Raw genomic sequence first — 19,626 nt, forward strand, 5'->3', positions numbered from 1 at the left:
TCCCTCGTTTCAAAACAATAAAGCCCGGCTGGCAACCTCAACCGGGCTTTATTGTTTGGTTCTTAATAACTGCTAGTAATAATCACTATTAAGAATCGCAATTAATAACCGCTTTTCTTAAGAACCACTTACCTTAAGAACCAATCACACCACCGTTCTTACGAGTGATCACGAACGTACAATCACGCGGTACGGTTACACCATCTTGAGGTGCCGGGAAGTTCGTCACCGATGGATCACCGTTACCAGGGTGCTGAGTATTAATGAACAAGGTGCGACGATCCGGAGTGATTGCCAAACCGGTGATTTCATCGCCCGTCACACCCGTGAACAAACGACGGATTTCCTTGGTATTGGTATCAACAACCAACAACTGGTTATTCAGACCATCTTTCTGACCACCATCGGTTTGAACAAACAAACGCCCATCTGGATCAGCCCATAAGCCATCCGGATCACTGAAAGACTCTTCCGTACCATGGGTATCTTGAGCAATCAGGAAGATATCCCAAGCGAAGTTCGTACCTGTGTGCTCTTCAGTGTCTCTCCAACGAATGATGTGACCATCGGCATTGGGCGCCATTGGGTTAGCAGCATCCGCTTCAGTACGACGACTGTTATTGGTCAATGTACAATACACGTCGGAGTTTGGCGCAACAGTTACCCACTCAGGACGATCCATAGGCGTTGCACCTAAGATATCAGCGGCGATACGAGTGAAGGTTAATAGCTCCGCCTGATCCGCAAAACGAGCCGCCAAAGCCGGATTGTCGATGGTCAACGGCAACCATTCACCAGTCCCGTCTTCATTGAATTTAGCCACGTACAGAGTGCCTTCGTCCAAAGGATCAACCCCGTTGGCACGCATTTCAACCCAATCACCTGCAGAGACAAACTTATAGATGTAATCGAAGCGTTGATCATCGCCCATGTACACCACAACACGGTTATCTTTACCAACCGTTACCGTTGCACCTTCGTGTTTAATACGACCGAGCGCGGTACGTTTCACCGGCACTTGCGTACCATCGAACGGATCAATCTCTACCACCCAACCAAAGCGATTTTCTTCGTTTTTATAATCAGGATCAGACAAGTCAAAACGGCGGTCAAAAACGTGCCAGCCATATCCAAAACCGTTTTCACTGAAACCGTAACGCTCATGCTCTTCTGTGGCAGTCCAGGTGGCTTTGTTGTGAGTTGCACCGAAGTAGCCGTTGAAGTTTTCTTCACACGTTAGGTAAGTACCCCAAGGCGTATGACCGTTAGAACAGTTATTCACTGTACCTAGCGGAATATTACCGTTTGGCGTTTTCAACAATTCACTGCTTGCAGCCGGCCCACTGAATCGAACCGGCGTGTTCACATGAATACGGCGCGCATTTTCACTTTCGACCTGTTGCCACTCACCATTGCGCTGCTTTTTAATCTCAACGACAGCCACACCGTGAGCGTGTTGTGACGTGCGAACATCATCCAAGCTTTCAGGGAAATCTTTACCCAGTACCGTTGAGTTACGACCAAACTCATGATTAATCGCCAACATACCGTGGCGGTTACCTTGTCCCCAATGCTTACGGAATAAGCGGTCCGAATAGTCACCTTCCTGCATACGACGATCAATCGGGAAGAAGGTCATGCCATCATGACCAATACCAATTTGTTGGCGCTGATCTTCTGCAGTTGGTGGCCAGCTGTATGCTGGGCCGCCCGGCTCAAGTGGTTCACCCCAAGGGATCAACACTTGATACTCATAATCAGGCGAGATACTAGGCGTTGGACCATTGCCTTCCGCCAACGTCACCGGTGTGAAATTTACCAATGAACGACCTCGGCGTGATTTCAACCCTGACCAACCAAAGGCATTGGCCGTTGAAGAGCCTGCAACAAAGCTTGTTGCAGCTACCGCCAAAGAGCCACGCATTACACTGCGACGGCTAAGGTTTGCGTTTAATACTTCCTCAAATGGACGATTGTTACTCGAGTTGGTAACCGTATCATCACTGTCATCGAATTTCTGGATCTCATCAGTCATAGCTTTACCCTCAGTATTGTTATTATCTGGGAGAAGTGATTTATGGAGCGCTTCCCTGATGTCCGACCCTAAAAATGAAGCATGTCAGTCCGGTGATTTTTTTATGACTAAATGATGGCAAAACGATGACTAATGACTTCGCACCAGAAGAGCTAACCTTCTGACTTTATTGATAAAAACATTACTTAAAAATCTCCATTTGTAGGTAATTACAGGCTGACCGTGTAAGGAAAAGAGTAAGTGTTTGCACTCAGCCTCAAACCTAAGTACCAGATATAACACCGCACGTTCTCACAACTTTTTACCCTACGCGATTCATGATCAGCACACGTCTGAGCTTGTCTTGACAGCCAATCATTAACTGCCATAGTAAAAAAACCTTTTGATTAAAAATTCACCACAACTCAACAAATTAATGAGGCCTCATGAAGCCCAATTACGACTTCACATGGATGCGATGTCTAATCATTGATGACAGCCACTCAGTGTCTGATTACCTAGCAACATTACTTAGAGAATCACTTCAGTTAAAAGAAGTCTTTGTGGCATATAACGCGATAGAAGCCTTAAACATCATAGAATCTCATCCAGACATCCATGTGGTGTTGTGCGATCTGAATATGGAGAAGGTCGATGGTTTAGAAATGATTCGGCTATTACGAGAAAAACGCTTTAGAGGCTATTTCGGTATCATCAGTTCCATGGCAGCAAAAGTCATTAATTCCGCGGAACAGCTGGCCCGAGTCCATGACATCAACCTATTAGGCAGTCTTGCCAAACCCATTTCTGAAGATGCAATTATAAAGTTGCTTAGTAGCATTGGGGAGAAACCTAAACACAAATCCGCACTCTCAGAAGGATCACTTAAAATTTATGAATTAATTCGCGGCATAGAAAAAGAACAATTCGAAGTCTTTTATCAGCCAAAAATTAATTGCGTAAATCGTTCAGTGTTTGGTATCGAAGCATTAACCCGCTTGAATCATCCCAGGCTTGGCTTAATCTTTCCTGATCGCTTTATTGAGGCGATGGAACGAACCGCCTTAATCAATGAATTAACCAAGTACGTGTTAGAGAAATCGTTAAGCCAGTGGCGTCACTGGCAAGCTAAAGGACATCTACTCAATATCGCGGTCAATATTTCCCCAAAAGAAATATGCAACCTCGATTTCCCTGAATATGTGCTCAATCTTCTCAAAGAAAATTCTGTACCTCCCGAATACCTAACATTGGAAATTACAGAATCTGCATTAGAATTGGATGAAACCGACTCCCTGGAGGTATTAAACAGGCTTTCAATGCATGGCGTTAAATTATCTATTGATGACTTCGGAACTGGCCACTCTTCTTTAGAACGCTTAAGGATTTACCCTTTCGATGAGCTCAAAGTCGACAAGAGCTTCATGTTGCACGCTCGTGAAAATGACAATGATCGTGCAATTGTCGAATCAAGCGTAATGTTAGCCAAGCGACTGGGTTTAAAAGTGGTGTTTGAAGGTATTGAAAATTCCGAACTCTATAACATGTCGGATCATCTCGGCGGCGATGTCATTCAGGGATACTATATGTCGCGGCCCATGCAAGAAGATGACTTAATCGGCTGGATAGAAGACTGGATAAGCCGCAACAGTTAACACAAGCATTTCATGAATTAAATGCATCTTCACTCAATCACACATCCCCTTTACTCGTTATAGCCTTAATAAATGCATAGCAAGATTACTGTGATTAAACACATTATGAGCTAACCCTTTCCCTTCTCGCATAGAGAACCTAAGCTTTAGAAACCTCTGCCAAAAAGATAATGGAGTATCACTTGAACATCATGCTTTACCTTAGACAACTACTTATTCTTTGGGTGAGCGTTATGGTGCCTTGCGCCTTTGCTCTTGAGATTAAAGTGGTTGATCAAAATGGAGCACCAGTAAAAGATGCCGTCATTGCCATTCCTGAAGGCAGCATCACGGCGATTTCCCCGGAACCTGCGATTATGGATCAGATTGACGTCGCCTTTGTGCCTCACGTACTCGCGATTGAACAAGGCCGGGAAGTGATCTTTCCCAACAGTGACGACATCCGACACCACGTCTATTCTTTTTCAGAACCGAAACGTTTTGAGATTAAATTGTACAAAGGTGTACCCAAGACGCCGATTACCTTTGACCAATCAGGGTTAGTGGCTTTAGGCTGCAACATTCACGATTCGATGCTGGGTTATATTTTTGTCTCTCCGTGGCCAGAATTTAAAATCACCGACACATCGGGATTGGTGACCTTATCCAAAGCCGTAAACACAGTTGCAGTTTGGCACCCATGGATACCTAACCTGACCGAGCCAATGATGGTGGAACTTACTGCTCAGGAAGACGTTAACTTGTTTCAGATCACACTAAACCTGAATCAACCTCAGCCCGTTAAACGCTACAAGAAGAAGTACAAGAAACGCTACAATGATTGATATTAGCCTGCGCAACAAAATCCTGATTCTCTTTCTCAGCTTGATTGTGATTTCATCCATCACAACCATTGTCTCGGTTTTGTTCGCCACAAATAACAGCGTTGAACGACAAGCGCAGGATAAATTAAAAGTCGGTTTGAAAGTCTTTGAGCAGTTAATGGACATTCGAGCCAACCAACTCTTTGAATCGGCAGAAGTTCTCACTGCCGATTTTGGTTTTAAAGCGGCGGTGCTCGATAAAGATGAGCAAACCCTAATCTCGGTATTAGAAAATCACGGTGCTCGCATTGATGCGGATCTCATGATGCTGGCCTCACTGGACGGTGAATTGCTGGCCAGTACCGACGCCATTACTCAAGCCGAAAATCGCTTCCCATTTTCCGACCTTTTGAGTGACGCTGAAAAAGAAGGCGGCTTGATGAAAACCGTGATGCTTAACGGAAATGCCTACCAAATGTTGATGCTGCAGGTTAATGCTCCGGTGCCAGTGGCCTGGGCTGTGGTGGGCTATCTGATTGATCACAACCTGGCCAACCAATTAAAAGAATTGACCACCTTGGAAGTAAGCTTCTCTGGGGTTTACCGACAAGAACAAACACTGAACATCAGCACCTTGGATGACGTTGTTCACACGACATCCATGGCCCAAACCATGACCCAAGATCCATGGCAGCGCGTTACCTGGAATGATCAACAGTTTTTGGCACTCCTCACCCCTCTGGTTGATGCGGGCTACTATCAGGTAGACGCCATTCTGAGTACCTCTCTGGACGATGCCTTTGCCAGCTTCTCTCCGCTGAAGGTACAAATTCTGACCATATCCGGGGTCGCTCTTCTAGTCTCGGTTCTGATGGGGTTCATTATTGCCCGCAATATTACCCGTCCGGTAAATTCATTGGTCAATGCAGCACAGCGTATCAGTAGCGGTAATTATTCAGAGAGCATTGCCACTCATGATGCCCAACGTGATTTTAAGCGCAATGAAATAGGCAAACTGGCGGCGAGCTTTGATCACATGCAACGGGAAATTGCCGACCGCGAAGAGAAGATTCTTTATCAGGTCTATCATGACACTTTGACAGGCCTTGCCAATCGCATGGCAGCTCAACAACAAATTGAAGGCCTGATACATCATTATGATCAGACGGATCGCAAGTTCGCCCTGCTTTCCATCAACCTGCAAAAGTTTAAATTGATCAATGACACCTTCGGTTATCAAACCGGTGATTTGTTACTTCAAGCCTTTGCAGAGTCTTTATATCCCCTGACATCCGATGAGTTAAAACCGGCGCGTTTAGGTGCCGATGAGTTCCTATTAATCTTACCGGACATCGTTGAATCAGAACTGTACGAAAAGCTCAACGACATTCAATCTGAACTCAACACCAGCTATTCCATCTCCAGTCTGAATATTCCGGTCACCACTTATATTGGCGTGGCTCTTTATCCAACTCACGGCACGCGTACTGATCAACTTTTACGCCGGACCGATATCGCGCTCAATCAAGCCAAAGCCAAGAGCCAAGACATCGGTGTTTACGAAACCGGCAGTGATGAAAAACATCTGAAACAGATTCGCTTGGTAAATGATCTCAAGATTGCCCTCACCGAAGATCAGCTCACCATGTTCTATCAGCCAAAAGTGGATCTTCACGAAAAACGTGTGACTCAAGTAGAAGCCTTAATTCGTTGGTTCCATCCAGAACTGGGGTTTATACCACCAGATGAATTTATTGGGTTGGCAGAACAGTCAGGCTTGATGCCAACGTTAAGTCGCTGGGTGATTCGGCGTGTATTGAACGACGCCGTACAATGGCAATCGGAAGGAGTAGATCTCATCATGGCCGTTAATATTTCGGCCTACGACCTTGCACACGATGATCTTCCTGATTATGTCATGAGACTGTTAAAAGATCTGAAGCTTTCTAGTAGACACCTGATTTTAGAAATGACCGAAAGCGCGGTCATGCAAGATTCCAATCAAGCGTTATCTATTCTGAATCGGTTCAACAGTGAAGGCATAAAACTGGCGATTGACGACTATGGCACAGGCTATTCATCTCTAAGTCAAATGAAGTCATTGCCGGTGGATGAATTAAAGATCGACATGTCCTTTGTCCTTAACTTGGATGAAAGCAAAGAAGATCAAGCCATCGTTCAATCCACCATTGAAATGGGTCATAACCTGGGGCTGACGGTTGTCGCAGAAGGGGTCGAAAACCGTAAATCATGGTCTTTGCTGGAGCGCTATGGCTGCGACAAACTGCAAGGCTACTACATCAGCAAGCCTCAAAACTCCCAGAACTTCCTTCAGTGGTTTAAAGAATACGATGTTAACAACGAGTACGCTTCCGAATCACATTCTGATAGTCTATCCGGTTAAGGAAACCTCTAAATAATTAAACACAGAAAAGGGAAAGGTCTAGTCAGCATGAAGCGCCATACCGTGTTCGCCGCTTTGATTATCCCAACCGCCCTTTTCTCACCTAGTGTTTTAGCCGAGTCCTCTCAAACCGATTCGCTTCCGTTTGTTTTTACATCGCTGTTTTCCCAAACGGAAAACTCACCTCATAGCCTTCATGCAGAAGTGAATGTGGTTGCAAACTATAACAACGACAACGAAACCTGGCTGTCCGATGGCTTAGGTCGTTATAACTCAGGCAGTGATGGCGATTCGGTATCCGGCCTCGGCGAGTTTCACCTTGGCTACAGTTTTAAAGTTAGCCCAGCCCTGAGACTCTCGACGCATATTCAAGCCCGAGAGAGTTCAACAAAAGATTCAGCAAGAACCCTAGGTTTGGTAGAACTGAAAGGCCGTTACCGCACCGATCTGGATTTTAACCAAAGTGTCCAATTCACCTTCGGCCAATTCTTCCTCCCCATTTCAATGGAGAATACCGACCGCTTTTGGGATTCACCTTACACTCTCTCCTTCTCGTCACTGAACAGCTGGATTGGTGAAGAATTTCGCCCTATAGGGCTCGAAGCCTCGTATCTGTACCATTTCGATCACGGCTTGGAATGGGAATTCGCAGCCAGCTTGTTTGGCGGAAATGATTCGATGGGCGCCATTCTGGCTTACCGGGGCTGGAGTTACGGTCGACACCGTACCGTATTCGGTGATGTTCTGGCCGTACCTGAACTGACCAGTCTCGAAGATGGCGGTAATTTTGAAGGTCAAAGAGACGACGGCAGCAAACCTTTTGGTCGCGAATTGGACGACAGACCGGGTTATATTCTAAGAACCTCCGTCACTGGAGACGCCTACCTTCTGAGTCTCGCCTGGATAGACAATATGGGGGATACCAAACTGCATCACGGTGAATACGCCTGGCGTACCAAGTTTGCCGTACTTGGCGGCTCTTGGTTAATCACGGATGAACTGGAACTGCTCTCCGAAGCCACCCTCGGCAACACCACCATGGGCGCCGCACCCGGTGTCGATGCCGACTTCTACTCGGCCTACCTAATGGCCTCTTATCTTCGAGACGCATTCAGATATTCCCTTCGTTATGATCTCTTCGGGATGGATGACCTTGATGACATGGATGATGACAACAACGACTTTGGTCGCAGCATGACCCTCGCAGTGATGTGGCAACCGGAGGATAACCCTCTCAGCCTTGGTACTGAATTTCTCTACCTCAACAGTAAACGTTCCAAAGCGGCCACTGCAGGACAATTCGACGACTCAGACAGCCTAAGTGTGAGCTTCCTGTTGAAATATCGTTTTTGATTTGATCATCGAATACCCCACTGACACTGCGCTCCCATATACAACCTCCCCCAAATACAATCATCTCAAGTTCAGTCACCTCAAGTTCAATCACATTAAATGCAACTCAGCTCAAAGATTGAACCCGTTCCCACTTTTCTACACTGTCATAATTTTTTCGTAGCCCTGTAACAGCGCCTCGTTCTAATGCGCCCTAGCGAACCCTTTTACCAAAATAAGCGGTTCTAAAAACAGTCTCTATAACAACCACCTAATAAAAACAAAAACGAAAGCAAGAGACTCACCAACGACAAACAAGCACTGAGGGATAACAAAAATGACGATTAAAATGAATCGCCGCAAGTTTCTGGGCGCATCAGCAGCCGCACTGGCCACGCCTTATGCGTTAAAAACCACACAAGCTCAAGCCGGTTTCTTCGACTTTGGCGCCAGCAAGAACATTGCGGCTTTACCAGACAACAGCCAGATCAACCAAGAACAGGCACGACGAGTATTTGATTTGTCGGTTACATCAGGGGATCCAACGTCAACAGGCGTGATGCTATGGACTCACATTAATCCTGAAGAATACGACAGCAACGAAACTCTGACCTTCCAAATTAGCCAAGATCCAGCTTGTGAGTACGTCCTGTTAGAAGGCACTGTGGATGCGTGGGACATTTCAGCCAATAACGACTATACCGTTAAAATCGATCTTGACGGTCAGCTCAATCCGAACGAAACCTATTACTATCGCTTCATTTACAAGGACGTCAGCTCACGCATCGGTCGTTGTAAAACCTTACCTTTGGAAGACAGTTACTTAAAAAGCCTGAAGCTGGCTGTACTGACTTGTCAGGACTACACCAACGGTTACTACGGCGCATTAAACTATGTGGCAAACGATCTCAACATTGACTTCGTTATTCATTTAGGGGACTTCATTTATGAAACCGCAGGCGACCCACGTTTCCAAAGTCTGCCATTTGACGATCGCACTATTATCCTTCCGAGTGATGGTGTCGTTGCTTTAGGTGTGGATGATTATCGTCACCTCTACAAAACCTACCGCAGTGACTTGAATCTACAATTGGCAATGGAGGTGCACACCTGGATTTTGACCACTGACGATCATGAAACCGCTAATGACTGTTATTGGGATTACGAAAGAGACACGCTCGGCGCCCCTGATCATCCATTCGTAACCGAAGAAGGCAATGACGCAGGCGCGCTTCGTCAGTTAAAACTCGATAGCCAACGTGCTTGGGTCGAATACACCCCGACTCGGGTGACTGTAAACGAGTACGCAACCCATCCTCATGATTTCACACAGATTTATCGTAACTTTAAGTTCGGTGATCTCTTTGAGCTTTTCATGCTGGATACCCGTACTTATCGTACTGCTCACCCGTGTGGCGAGAACGACATTTTCTCCCGCTACCTTCCACTGAATTGCCACAACATGAACAACGAAAGTCAGAGTATGATGGGCGAAGTGCAATTCAATTGGTTGAAGCAAGGCCTTCAAGACAGCACGGCAAAATGGACGGTATTAGGCAACCAAACTTACATGGGGCGTATGGCAGCGTCTCTACTAGGACAACCATTGGCCTACATTAACGTCGATGCCTGGGATGGCTATCAATACGAACGCGACCGTTTGATGGAAGCAGTACGCGACGCCAATCTCGAAAATTTCGTGGTACTCACAGGGGATTTGCATACCTACATCAGCTCCTATGTGAAGTACGACTACGGCCATTTAACCAACCTGTGGTGGCGCAACATTGCAGGCGTTGAGTTCATGACGCCATCCGTCACCTCATCCAATTTGTTTGAGATGATCTCCAATCAAGCGCAATCTTTAGAGCAAAAACAGCAACTACTGCAAGCCTTAAGTGAAGGGGCGATTCGCATCAACAATCCACACATTTGTTACTTCAACTCGACCCAGAATGGTTACAGCACCTTGGAATTCAATCGCGATTACTGCGAATGGACTGCCTATAGCGTAGATAAAAACACCAACTCAGACACTCCGAGTCGAACCATGGTAAAACGTCAACGTAAACATGCTGGTTGGGCGTGGTTGGATAACGCCTAACTTATCGTTCACACATCAGTAGCGACACACAACGCCCTAAGGAAGATTAATCCAAGGGGCGTTTCATTTGATCAAGCGCCAACTGTTAACCCCTTGTATGAATCGCTATAATGCAGCCGATTATCACGAGGAACTTCCTATGTCAGCCATTCAAGATCAAGACGCTGCACTTGCCAATGCAGAAACCTTTCTCTCAGAGTCCGTTGAAAACAAACAAGTGTGGGCGTTAAAACACGACGAAGGTGGCTGGGCATCCTGCGAATCGAAAGATTACGAAGACACCGCGATCTTTTTATTCTGGTCGACTGAAGATAACGCGGTTCAATACGGCCAGGGTGAGTGGAAAGATTTTAAGCCCACCGCCATCGATTTAGAGGCGTTCATTGAAACCTGGCTTAAAGGGTTAGATCAGGAAGACCACATGATTGGAATGAACTGGGAAGCCGGTTTATTTGGGCTAGAAGTAGAGCCGTTGGAAATTGCCAAGAAACTGCGCTCGGGTGATATTTAATCCTTTCAACTAACGATCCAAACAGGGTGTCGTTTTATCTTCTTGTTTAAGAATCTTGAAAAACACCCTGTTTGTCTAAAATGACTCTGCATGCCGTTTCAGGTGTTCCATACTATCGAGAGACGTTTTGATATTAGGAACAACCAGGAAACCACTACCATGCTCAAAATGAAAAAAGCCTGCGAAAAATGCAGCGCACCATTAGGACTGACCGATCGAGCCTTCATCTGTTCTTATGAGTGCACCTTCTGCCACGACTGTACCACCAGTATGAATCACATTTGCCCTAACTGCGAAGGTGAATTAGTCCAACGTCCTACCCGAGTAAAAGGGGTCGCTCAAGTCGCAGCCAGCCAGATTAAACAAAAGCTTTTCGGCAAATAAGAGCTAAAAAACCTCTGAATAAGCCACCCTTACTTCGTCCTCTACCGATCACGCCCAAAAAACAACCTCTCATCAACTAAGACAAAAGTGTGACAAAAAGGTCACCTTTTTGTCTCGATCCGTCATACCCGTTTATTGAATGAACATGCAAAATCCCACTATTGGACAAATCGTAGGCCCAAATCGACGCCATTAGACAGGAAAAATGTCCCTCAAAGCACCTGAATGTCTGTGTAGTTTTGATGACCATTTATCACTTTATGGCCGAAACCTTGACTCAATTTGGCCTTATTTGTCCCCTTGTCACATAAAAGTAATGATTTTTTATGAAGGAACCTCTGAACAAGTCCGCTCTAGCTCAGCGGGCGCTAGAAAAATGTTAGAACAAGGCGAGCTTCGTAGAGAATGTCTAGACCTTTTCAAGAAGTTCAACGACGTTATAACGTTTTTAAAGCCCCGCCCTTCGGGGCCTTAAGAGAAATGCCTCTTTTTTGTTGCGGCTTTTTGACGTAACCCGTTATGCCTTCAAAACCGCGCCTCAAAGAGACATTTCTCTTATAGGCCTGAGCAGAGAGGGACTTATTCAGAGGTTCCTTTAATAGACATTCAACAAACTATAACGACAAAAAAACAGAACTCTTATGAATGTCTGAACCAGTCCGTTCTAGTTCAGACATTCCTTAACCAAGCAATTCAAGGTGTTTAGACGATGGGATTGAAAACGAACATTTCACGCCGCCGCTTTATTAAAACAGCGGTAGCAGCAAGTGGTGCAGCAGCGCTGCCTTTATCTGGTTTAACAGGCTGTTCAAACAGTGACTCCAACTCTTCTTCCTCTGCTCCAAACTATTTTCCACAGTCACTCATGTCGGGAGATCCTCGTGAGAACAGTGTGATTCTTTGGACTCGCGTTAATGATTCATCCGCGAGCGGTGATATCACACTGGCGTTGGAAGTGGCAACAGCCTCTGATTTCAACGAAGCCAGCTTAGTATTGGCCCAAGAGTTTGCCGCTGAAGCCGATCACGACCACTGCCTGAAAGTTCGTGTGATCAATCTGGATGCGGCAACGCAATATTACTATCGCTTCACCTATGTGAAGAATGGCAAAGCCAACCGTACTAACACAGGTCGTACTAAAACGGCACCAGAAGCAGGCTCGGATACCGATCTAAAATTTGCTTATGTAAGCTGTCAGGACTACAACGGCCGTTACTACAACACTTACTTACCATTGCTGGAAGAAGATCTGGATTTTGTTGTACACATGGGTGACTACATCTATGAAACAACCGGTGCCAGCTTCCAATCAAGCGAAGGCCGCAGCATTCAATTTGATGACCTTGACGGTGCAATCAATTTGGGTGACGACGGTTATGCAGCGCAAAGCCTGAGCAACTACCGCCAGCTGTATAAAGAATACCGTAGCGACTCCGTACTTCAGCAGTTGCATGAGCGCTTCCCATTGATTGCGATCTGGGATGATCACGAGTACTCAGATGACAGCTGGAAAAACAACGGTACTTACTTTGATGCCGGTAAATCCGAAGCAAGCACCTTCAGAAAGCACAACTCTGAACAAGCTTGGTTTGAATTCATGCCAATCGACCATGAAGCTGCGATTGATGACACCGCATTGAACGCAGGTGGCGCTCTGGATGTAACTGAAGATCAGCTATATCCAAACACACGCATCTACCGTGACTTCCAATTCGGTGCCAACCTGAGTTTGTTCCTAACAGACTTCCGTACTAACCGCCCGGATCACATCATTGCGGAAGATGCCTTCCCGGGTGCATTGGCGATGACTCAGGCACAGATTATTGCAACGTTAGATGTAACTACAGGCGGTAATGGCGCAGCGACTCATGCTGCACTTTTTGGCTCCAACACGTTTGCTTACATCAACATTGATGACGCAGCTTACAGCACCACTCGCGCTTATTTGCGTTTGATCATGGGCTCTCAGTATCGCGATACCTTTGAAGCTCGTGGCATCAGTGCTGAAGATGCAGGTAAGAACTACGCACAATTAGCAAATGAAGCCGTTACCGGTAACTTGTCTGCGTTCTACATCAACGCAGCGCTAACAACGGCTCGCGACTCGGGTGCATTGGCGGTGCCTGATTCAGCCTTCATCAGCGACGCTGATATGACCGCCGCCGAAAAAGGCATTGCCTTCGTTCACTTCGGCAAACAAGGCCTGATCAGTGATCTAGGTTCTCGTTACTTCGTCAACAAAGACTTGTTTGATCTTTACGCAGGCTTCCTTGCAGCCGCTGACGGTGGTGCAAGCCAAAACGCTTACGGCGACACCCAAAATACTTGGTTGGGTACGCAACTGGCCACCAATGGCGGCACCTGGAATGTGATGGGCAGCTCGGTATCTTTCTCACCTCTACTATTGGATTTGAGAAACAGTGCTGCAAACCCTAATTTCACGACACTAAATGCTCTAAGTGCCTTTGACGCAATCCCGAGCTTACTTCAAAGCCGTTTCTACTTGAACGCGGATCACTGGGATGGTTTCCCGAACGCTAAGCAAAACCTGATCAACAATGTGTTCGCAGGAAGTAATGTCATCAGCATCGCAGGAGACATTCACTCTACTTACGTGACTGATCACGGCAATGGTTCATTTGACATCACCACCTCTTCAGCGACTTCAGGTACCTTCGGCTCGTACCTGGACGAAGCAGCAACAGGCTTGATTGAAGGTTTGGGCGGCAGCGCTGAAGACCTTGCACCACTGATGGCCGCATTGGATCAGCTTCTTCCTAATGCCACCAGCGCTGCGGATGTAGCATCAACGCTTTCTTTCGCCCGTTTGAGAGAACACGGTGTGGCGATTGTTGATGTCACTGCGGATAACTTCCAGGTGACGATGCACAACGTTCCAACCTCAGAAAATGGCAACGAGTACATTTCTGAGTCTTGGTATGAGCGTTCTGCGGATTTCATTGCGAACTTGCGTACTCACGTCATCAACATTGACGAAGCGACTCGCACCTTGAACGTAACGCCTGCGAGCTAGGCTCTTAATTAGCTAGTTTCTAAAGTAGCTAAAGCGTTATAGAAAAAGGCCCGACTGAGAATGCTCAGTCGGGCCTTTTTTGTTCAGGATCATCTGTAAATAAAACTTATTCTTTTAACTCACTCTCCAGAAACCCGGTAAACCGCGCCCAGGATTTTTTATCCGCATCTTTGCGATATCGCGATGAACCAAACACAGTAAAGGCATGCGGCGCACCACTGTAGGTTATCATCTCATGATTGATCCCTGCTGCTTCCAACTCATTGGTTAATGCCGCAAATTGATCCATGGTAATGGCAGTATCTGCCGAGCCGTGCATCACCAAGATTTTTCCTTGGGTATCTTGATAACTTTGCCCCTCAGGAGTAGCTAACCCGCCGTGAAAGGTGGCAAAGCCTTTTAACGCATCACCTGTTCTAGCCCATTCCAATACCGCCGCACCACCAAAACAATAGCCCATCGCTACTGCATTATTGGTATTGCCACCCAAGGATTGCGCTTGCTTTAACGCAGCTCTCAATAATCGACGCATTTTCACTCGATCTTTATAAAGCTCACCCGTGTGCTGACGTTTATCTTTCACTTCGGTGGGGCGAACGCCCTTACCAAACAAATCGGCAGCAAAGACACTGTAACCGAGTGCTTTGAGCATGTTAGCGCGCTCTATTTCATAGTCGGTTAAGCCATCCCAATCGTGAATCAAGATAACCAGAGGCGCATCACTACCGGCACTGATGAAATACCCTTCATACTTTTGGTCGCCAGAGCTGTAGTCAACAGTTCGCCCTTGAGCAAAGGCCGCAGAGCTAAAACTCAAGCCCATCAATATCAGCAAAAAATAAAAACGACTTAGAATAAGCGACATATAATCTCCCTGATTTCCTGAGAAAACTGAGCCATCAATCGCTTAACTATAGAACAGCTTGAGCAACACCAAGCGCATTAATCACTGTAATAGTGAAATCCCTTGACGTTAATGATTACCTTGAACGGTGGCATAGACTTCCGCACTGCCATCAAGATTAATCTTCAGGACTTGGTAGGTATCGATGCGATCACCCATTTCCATCCCAGGGCTGCCCACTGGCATACCAGGAACCGACAGGCCTAACGCACCTTCTGGCTGCTCCTTCAAAAATTGCTGTACGTACTCCACCGGCACATGACCTTCAAAGATATAACCTTCTCGAGAAACGGCGGTATGACAGGAACGATACTCAGACTTCAAGCCTTTTTCGGCCTTCATTTGAGTTAAGTTATCCACATTGTGACTCTTAACGTTCAAACCACCCGCTTGCACATGATCGACCCAAGCACCACAACAACCGCACGTTGGGCTCTTATACACATTCAAATCAAGATTGGAGGACTGCGGTGCCGCCAAGCTACTGACAGAAGGCTCATCATTAGCGTTGTTCGAGTTGGAACACGCCGCCATTGTCGCCACCAGAAACACTCCGGCTATAACAACAGCTAAGCCTCGAACCTTCACAAGGTATCTATTTTTCATAATGTCCTCTCACCATTAAACGTATGTCAGCAGTATATAACTAGGACACATAATCCCCTTGATTTACTTCAATAGTGGGAAACAGAAAATCAATCAACATCGTAAAGGTAATCCACCAGCAACACGCGTCGATCATCAAGATTTATTCCTATGGTTTGAAACAGCTCTCTGGAAGCTCGATCCCGATAAGGACGGGATGTCACTTCAGTGCGGGACAAAATATCTGAAATCGCCAACACCTGATGAAAATACGGGCGACCCGACCAGTTATAACCAATATAAGCAGTTTCCTGATGCCATTGCTGATCGTAGTATTCGTAGTTCGGGGATAACTGATCGCCATTCTTGGCACAGATATAAAAGCGAATAAAGCCTTCCGGCATGTGCGGTAATGAATCAATGGAAGGCACACTCTTGGTGCCTAACCAGAGGTCTGTCAAAAAGTGCACATTACTCATAATGTCTTTAAAGTAATTGGTGCGCGCTTTCTCTTCTTCAAGCTTTAATTCCAAGAACGACTGACGTAATGCGGTTGTCTGCGCTTGTGATGCGTTAGGCGGGATAAATGATGCTTTGGCTGGGTAAAACAAAAAGCCCTGAATCAGCGTCGCACCGCACGCTACTGCAAAGTTAAACTCCTGTTCTGTTTCCACCCCTTCACACAACACATCACAGCCGATGCGTTCTGCCATAAAGCCTATAGCCTGGATCGCGTCGTTGGCTATACCGCCTTCAATCGCTGATTTAAAAAAGCGCATATCGAGCTTAATTAAATCCGGTTCCAAAGCGATCATTCGATTCAATTCCGAATACCCTGCACCAAAATCATCCACTGCTATGCGCATTCCTAGTGCACGATACTCTTCAACCAGTCGCTGCAAAGATTCCAGCTCGCCTTCATTTTCTGTAATTTCAATGATGATCCGATGAGGATCAATACCCGACGACAACACCATATCGATAGTAGGAATCGCATCCTGATGTTTTAGCATTTGAATCCATTCTGGCGAAATATTCAGGGTCAAAAAAGTACCTTCAGGCATGTTATTAATTTGCTCAATGGCCTGTTTCCGTACGCTCCTATCCACCTCCAGCAGCATTTCTTTTGATACTGACGGATCACAAAACAGCGGTCCAGCGGAGCAAACCTTACCTTGATTATCCAAGGTACGAGCCAAAGCTTCATAGCCGACAATGCGTCCACTTGGAATATCAATAATGGGCTGGAAATACGGAAAATATGCTGACATCAGAACCTCTAAATCTGTATCTCTGAATATGAACCAAACACCAAATCACGGTGAAGAGGTTTCCATGTATGCAATTTCCTGACCCAATTTATAGGATATGAAACAAGGTTTAGCCAAAACGTTACACGTCTTTTTCCTTTCCTTAAAACGTAACGATTCATTACATCCCTTCTCTCTTTTAATTGAACGACTCATTACAAAAAAAACACCAAAATAAAAATAAGTCCTTATATTTCAATAAGTTAAAAACTGGCACAGCCTTCGCTATGTATAAAGTGATTTTAAATCGTAATGAATTAAATCATTCACACAATCAACTGATGATGACTAAGAGAGACACATTATGAGCAACGTTAAAACTAAAACACTTCTATCTACAACGATCGGTACTTTGATGGCATCTGCATTGTCTGTGTCTGTAGCACAAGCTGATGTTAATCCGTTCGGAGCCACTGAACTAACCAGCGGTTACATGGTGGTTGCCGAAGGTTCATGCGGTGAAGGCAAATGCGGTGGTGACGCAAAGAATCACAAGAGCACCGAAGGTTCATGTGGTGAAGGCAAATGTGGTGGTGACGCAAAGAATCACAAGACTTCAGAAGGTTCATGCGGTGAAGGCAAGTGCGGCGCCGACAAAAAACACGCTGACAAAAACGCTGAAGGGGCTTGTGGTGGTAATAAGCATGTCAACAAGAGCACTGAAGGTTCATGCGGTGAAGGCAAATGCGGTGCCGACAAACGTGCCAATAAAAGCACCGAAGGCGCTTGCGGTGAAGGCAAATGTGGTGGTCAAGGGTAATTCCTTGATTCACTCATTCCCCTTTTAACTGACTCCAAAGAGACACAGGATTCCCCCATGACCACGATCAACCAAGCAACCCAAACCATTGCAGGTGCCGGCCTCGGACTAAGACGATCACTGCTGTCGTCATTGACAGGCAACGACATCGTCGAAGCCGCAGCCAATGCCATCGACTTCTTTGAAGTGGCGCCTGAGAACTGGATAGGCATTGGTGGTCGTTTGGGTCGCCAACTGAGAGAAATCAGTGAACGTACGCCAGTGATTGCTCATGGGTTATCCCTCTCTATTGGAGGCAGTACCCCCCTTAATACGCAACTGGTCAAAGACATCAAACAGTTTCTGGACCAGCACCAAATGCCAATTTACAGCGAGCATTTGAGTTACTGTGCCGACGATGGTCAGCTGTATGACTTACTGCCGCTGCCCTTCACCGAAGAAGCAGTGAAGCACGCAGCCTCGCGTATTCGTCAGGTACAAGATATTCTGGAACGTCGTATCGCCATCGAGAACATTTCCTATTATTTAGTGCCTGAACAAACTATGAGTGAAGTCGAGTTCATCAACGCTGTGGTGAAAGAAGCCGACTGCGACTTACTGTTAGACGTCAACAACGTCTATGTGAACAGCCAGAACCACAATTATCAGCCGGAAGACTACATCAACCAGTTGGAAGCAGAGCATGTTTCCTACATCCATGTGGCAGGTCATTATCGCGAAGACGACGGTCTCATTATTGATACCCACGGTGCCGATGTGATTGACCCGGTGTGGTCATTACTGGATCAAGCGTATCAGCGTTTTGGCCAGCTCCCGACCCTGCTTGAACGCGATTTCAATCTGCCATCACTGACAGATCTTAAGCAAGAATTGGACGTTATTAAGCGAATTCAAGCACGCACTCAGACAACAAATCGTCAGACTCAACACAAAGCCGTGGGAGGTCATCATGCATAAGGCTCAAATCGACACTCAAAGGCAAACTTCGCTGGCTCAACATCAGGAAGCTATGACCACCTATCTAAGAGACCCGGAGCAGGTAGCGGCACCCCAACAATTAGATGCGCGTCGCGTTGGCGTCTATCGTGATCTGGTGTTTAACAATGTGGAATCACAACTGTCTACCTCGTTTCCTGTGATTCACAGTATCCTGACCGAAGAACAGTGGTACGCCTTGGTACGTGAATTCTTACGAGACTACCGAGCACAAACGCCCTATTTTTCTCAGTTGTCTGCGGAATTTGTCGATTTCCTCAGCCACCGGGCTGCTCATCCAGAACAGGAAAGTCACGCAGAGCAGGAAAGCCATGCAGAACAGAAAAGTGTAGCGTTTCATGCTCCCGAGTTTCTTCTGGAACTGGCGCACTATGAACGCGTGGAACTAGATCTGTTTATGCTCGATCGAGCGCCTTCCTCTCATTTGCCTGAATTAGATACGGAAGAAGGTTTACTAACCAGCGCCATCACACTATGCAACGTTGCCTTACCATTGGTGTATCAATATCCGGTACATCAAATCAGCCCAGATTTTCAGCCCAGTGAACCACCCGCCCAGCCCACCTGCCTACTGTTATTCCAAGACGACCAAGAAGAAGTCCGTTTCTTCGAGTTGCAACCCTTGGCGTATCACTTGGTGATCAAACTGGCCGAAAACCAACACAGTACGGGTTATGACTTGCTCACCGAGCTTGCCGAACAGCTGCAGCTTCCGACAACTGAACAGTTTTATGAGCAAGGTGCCGGGTTACTGAAACAGTTACACGCACTGGGCGTACTCATATCAACCAGTCATTAGCCAATCAGTAGCCAACCATTAACAAAGACAC

At 46.3% G+C, this 19,626-nt stretch carries 15 protein-coding genes; 11 read left to right on the top strand and 4 right to left on the bottom strand.

Going from position 1 to position 19,626, the window contains the following annotated elements:
* Nucleotides 1-133 precede the first annotated feature (133 nt).
* Nucleotides 134-2,035, bottom strand: a complete 1,902-nt coding sequence (locus ACFOEK_RS06005; RefSeq protein ID WP_386717602.1) for a PhoX family protein — start codon at nt 2,033-2,035, stop codon at nt 134-136.
* Between the two features lie 425 nt (nt 2,036-2,460).
* Here ACFOEK_RS06005 and ACFOEK_RS06010 point away from each other — a divergent pair, with 425 nt between their 5' ends.
* The 8 genes from ACFOEK_RS06010 to ACFOEK_RS06045 all read left to right on the top strand — a co-directional run bounded on the left by ACFOEK_RS06010 (nt 2,461) and on the right by ACFOEK_RS06045 (nt 14,241).
* Complete coding sequence (locus ACFOEK_RS06010) at nt 2,461-3,669, top strand: EAL domain-containing response regulator (RefSeq protein ID WP_386717605.1); 1,209 nt, start codon at nt 2,461-2,463, stop codon at nt 3,667-3,669.
* A gap of 182 nt (nt 3,670-3,851) precedes the next feature.
* Entirely contained in the window at nt 3,852-4,493 is a 642-nt protein-coding gene (locus tag ACFOEK_RS06015) for a methylamine utilization protein (protein WP_386717608.1), read from the top strand.
* Nucleotides 4,486-6,876, top strand: coding sequence for a putative bifunctional diguanylate cyclase/phosphodiesterase (locus ACFOEK_RS06020; RefSeq protein ID WP_386717611.1), 2,391 nt, complete (start codon nt 4,486-4,488; stop codon nt 6,874-6,876). The genes ACFOEK_RS06015 and ACFOEK_RS06020 overlap by 8 nt, the downstream gene beginning before the upstream one ends.
* A 48-nt stretch (nt 6,877-6,924) precedes the next feature.
* Nucleotides 6,925-8,229, top strand: a complete 1,305-nt coding sequence (locus tag ACFOEK_RS06025) for a hypothetical protein (RefSeq protein WP_386717613.1) — start codon at nt 6,925-6,927, stop codon at nt 8,227-8,229.
* A gap of 316 nt (nt 8,230-8,545) precedes the next feature.
* Entirely contained in the window at nt 8,546-10,312 is a 1,767-nt protein-coding gene (locus tag ACFOEK_RS06030; RefSeq protein ID WP_386717616.1) for an alkaline phosphatase D family protein, read from the top strand.
* Nucleotides 10,313-10,451: 139 nt separating this feature from the next.
* A complete protein-coding gene (locus tag ACFOEK_RS06035; RefSeq protein ID WP_386717618.1) occupies nt 10,452-10,823 on the top strand; it encodes a DUF2750 domain-containing protein in 372 nt (123 codons plus the stop codon).
* A gap of 159 nt (nt 10,824-10,982) precedes the next feature.
* Complete coding sequence (locus ACFOEK_RS06040; protein ID WP_386717621.1) at nt 10,983-11,207, top strand: DUF1272 domain-containing protein; 225 nt, start codon at nt 10,983-10,985, stop codon at nt 11,205-11,207.
* Nucleotides 11,208-11,916: 709 nt separating this feature from the next.
* Nucleotides 11,917-14,241, top strand: coding sequence for an alkaline phosphatase D family protein (locus ACFOEK_RS06045; RefSeq protein WP_386717624.1), 2,325 nt, complete (start codon nt 11,917-11,919; stop codon nt 14,239-14,241).
* A gap of 106 nt (nt 14,242-14,347) precedes the next feature.
* On the opposite strand, the gene ACFOEK_RS06050 is transcribed toward ACFOEK_RS06045, so the two are convergent.
* The 3 genes from ACFOEK_RS06050 to ACFOEK_RS06060 form a co-directional block, all read right to left on the bottom strand.
* Complete coding sequence (locus tag ACFOEK_RS06050) at nt 14,348-15,106, bottom strand: dienelactone hydrolase family protein (protein ID WP_386717627.1); 759 nt, start codon at nt 15,104-15,106, stop codon at nt 14,348-14,350.
* A gap of 108 nt (nt 15,107-15,214) precedes the next feature.
* Nucleotides 15,215-15,751 (bottom strand): DUF411 domain-containing protein, encoded by a 537-nt coding sequence (locus ACFOEK_RS06055; RefSeq protein WP_386717630.1) that lies wholly within the window; start codon nt 15,749-15,751, stop codon nt 15,215-15,217.
* A gap of 89 nt (nt 15,752-15,840) precedes the next feature.
* Entirely contained in the window at nt 15,841-17,001 is a 1,161-nt protein-coding gene (locus ACFOEK_RS06060; RefSeq protein WP_386717634.1) for an EAL domain-containing protein, read from the bottom strand.
* 343 nt (nt 17,002-17,344) lie between these two features.
* Between ACFOEK_RS06060 and ACFOEK_RS06065 the strand changes: the two genes are divergently transcribed.
* From ACFOEK_RS06065 to ACFOEK_RS06075, 3 genes are read left to right on the top strand one after another with little or no spacing between them, the layout of a single operon-like run.
* Nucleotides 17,345-17,800 carry an HvfA family oxazolone/thioamide-modified RiPP metallophore gene (locus ACFOEK_RS06065; protein ID WP_386717637.1) on the top strand — a complete coding sequence of 152 codons (456 nt, stop codon included), beginning with the start codon at nt 17,345-17,347 and terminating at the stop codon, nt 17,798-17,800.
* Nucleotides 17,801-17,857: 57 nt separating this feature from the next.
* The gene (locus ACFOEK_RS06070) at nt 17,858-18,757 is read left to right on the top strand and encodes an HvfB family MNIO-type RiPP peptide maturase (RefSeq protein ID WP_386717640.1); all 900 of its coding nucleotides are present in this window, start codon (nt 17,858-17,860) and stop codon (nt 18,755-18,757) included.
* On the top strand, nt 18,750-19,595 hold the full coding sequence (locus tag ACFOEK_RS06075) for an HvfC family RiPP maturation protein (protein ID WP_386717643.1): 846 nt from the start codon (nt 18,750-18,752) through the stop codon (nt 19,593-19,595). Before ACFOEK_RS06070 ends, ACFOEK_RS06075 begins: the two co-directional genes overlap by 8 nt.
* Nucleotides 19,596-19,626 lie beyond the last annotated feature (31 nt).

Origin of the sequence: Litoribrevibacter euphylliae (assembly GCF_042646085.1) — a bacterium.
Classification (GTDB): domain Bacteria; phylum Pseudomonadota; class Gammaproteobacteria; order Pseudomonadales; family Litoribrevibacteraceae; genus Litoribrevibacter; species Litoribrevibacter euphylliae.

Excerpts from the sequence above, each read along its gene's own strand:
- ACFOEK_RS06005 (WP_386717602.1), bottom strand. The coding sequence starts at position 2,035 with ATGACTGATGAGATCCAGAAATTCGATGACAGTGATGATACGGTTACC.
- ACFOEK_RS06010 (WP_386717605.1), top strand. The coding sequence starts at position 2,461 with ATGAAGCCCAATTACGACTTCACATGGATGCGATGTCTAATCATTGAT.
- ACFOEK_RS06020 (WP_386717611.1), top strand. The coding sequence starts at position 4,486 with ATGATTGATATTAGCCTGCGCAACAAAATCCTGATTCTCTTTCTCAGC.
- ACFOEK_RS06025 (WP_386717613.1), top strand. The coding sequence starts at position 6,925 with ATGAAGCGCCATACCGTGTTCGCCGCTTTGATTATCCCAACCGCCCTT.
- ACFOEK_RS06030 (WP_386717616.1), top strand. The coding sequence starts at position 8,546 with ATGACGATTAAAATGAATCGCCGCAAGTTTCTGGGCGCATCAGCAGCC.
- ACFOEK_RS06035 (WP_386717618.1), top strand. The coding sequence starts at position 10,452 with ATGTCAGCCATTCAAGATCAAGACGCTGCACTTGCCAATGCAGAAACC.
- ACFOEK_RS06040 (WP_386717621.1), top strand. The coding sequence starts at position 10,983 with ATGCTCAAAATGAAAAAAGCCTGCGAAAAATGCAGCGCACCATTAGGA.
- ACFOEK_RS06045 (WP_386717624.1), top strand. The coding sequence starts at position 11,917 with ATGGGATTGAAAACGAACATTTCACGCCGCCGCTTTATTAAAACAGCG.
- ACFOEK_RS06050 (WP_386717627.1), bottom strand. The coding sequence starts at position 15,106 with ATGTCGCTTATTCTAAGTCGTTTTTATTTTTTGCTGATATTGATGGGC.
- ACFOEK_RS06055 (WP_386717630.1), bottom strand. The coding sequence starts at position 15,751 with ATGAAAAATAGATACCTTGTGAAGGTTCGAGGCTTAGCTGTTGTTATA.
- ACFOEK_RS06060 (WP_386717634.1), bottom strand. The coding sequence starts at position 17,001 with ATGTCAGCATATTTTCCGTATTTCCAGCCCATTATTGATATTCCAAGT.
- ACFOEK_RS06065 (WP_386717637.1), top strand. The coding sequence starts at position 17,345 with ATGAGCAACGTTAAAACTAAAACACTTCTATCTACAACGATCGGTACT.
- ACFOEK_RS06070 (WP_386717640.1), top strand. The coding sequence starts at position 17,858 with ATGACCACGATCAACCAAGCAACCCAAACCATTGCAGGTGCCGGCCTC.
- ACFOEK_RS06075 (WP_386717643.1), top strand. The coding sequence starts at position 18,750 with ATGCATAAGGCTCAAATCGACACTCAAAGGCAAACTTCGCTGGCTCAA.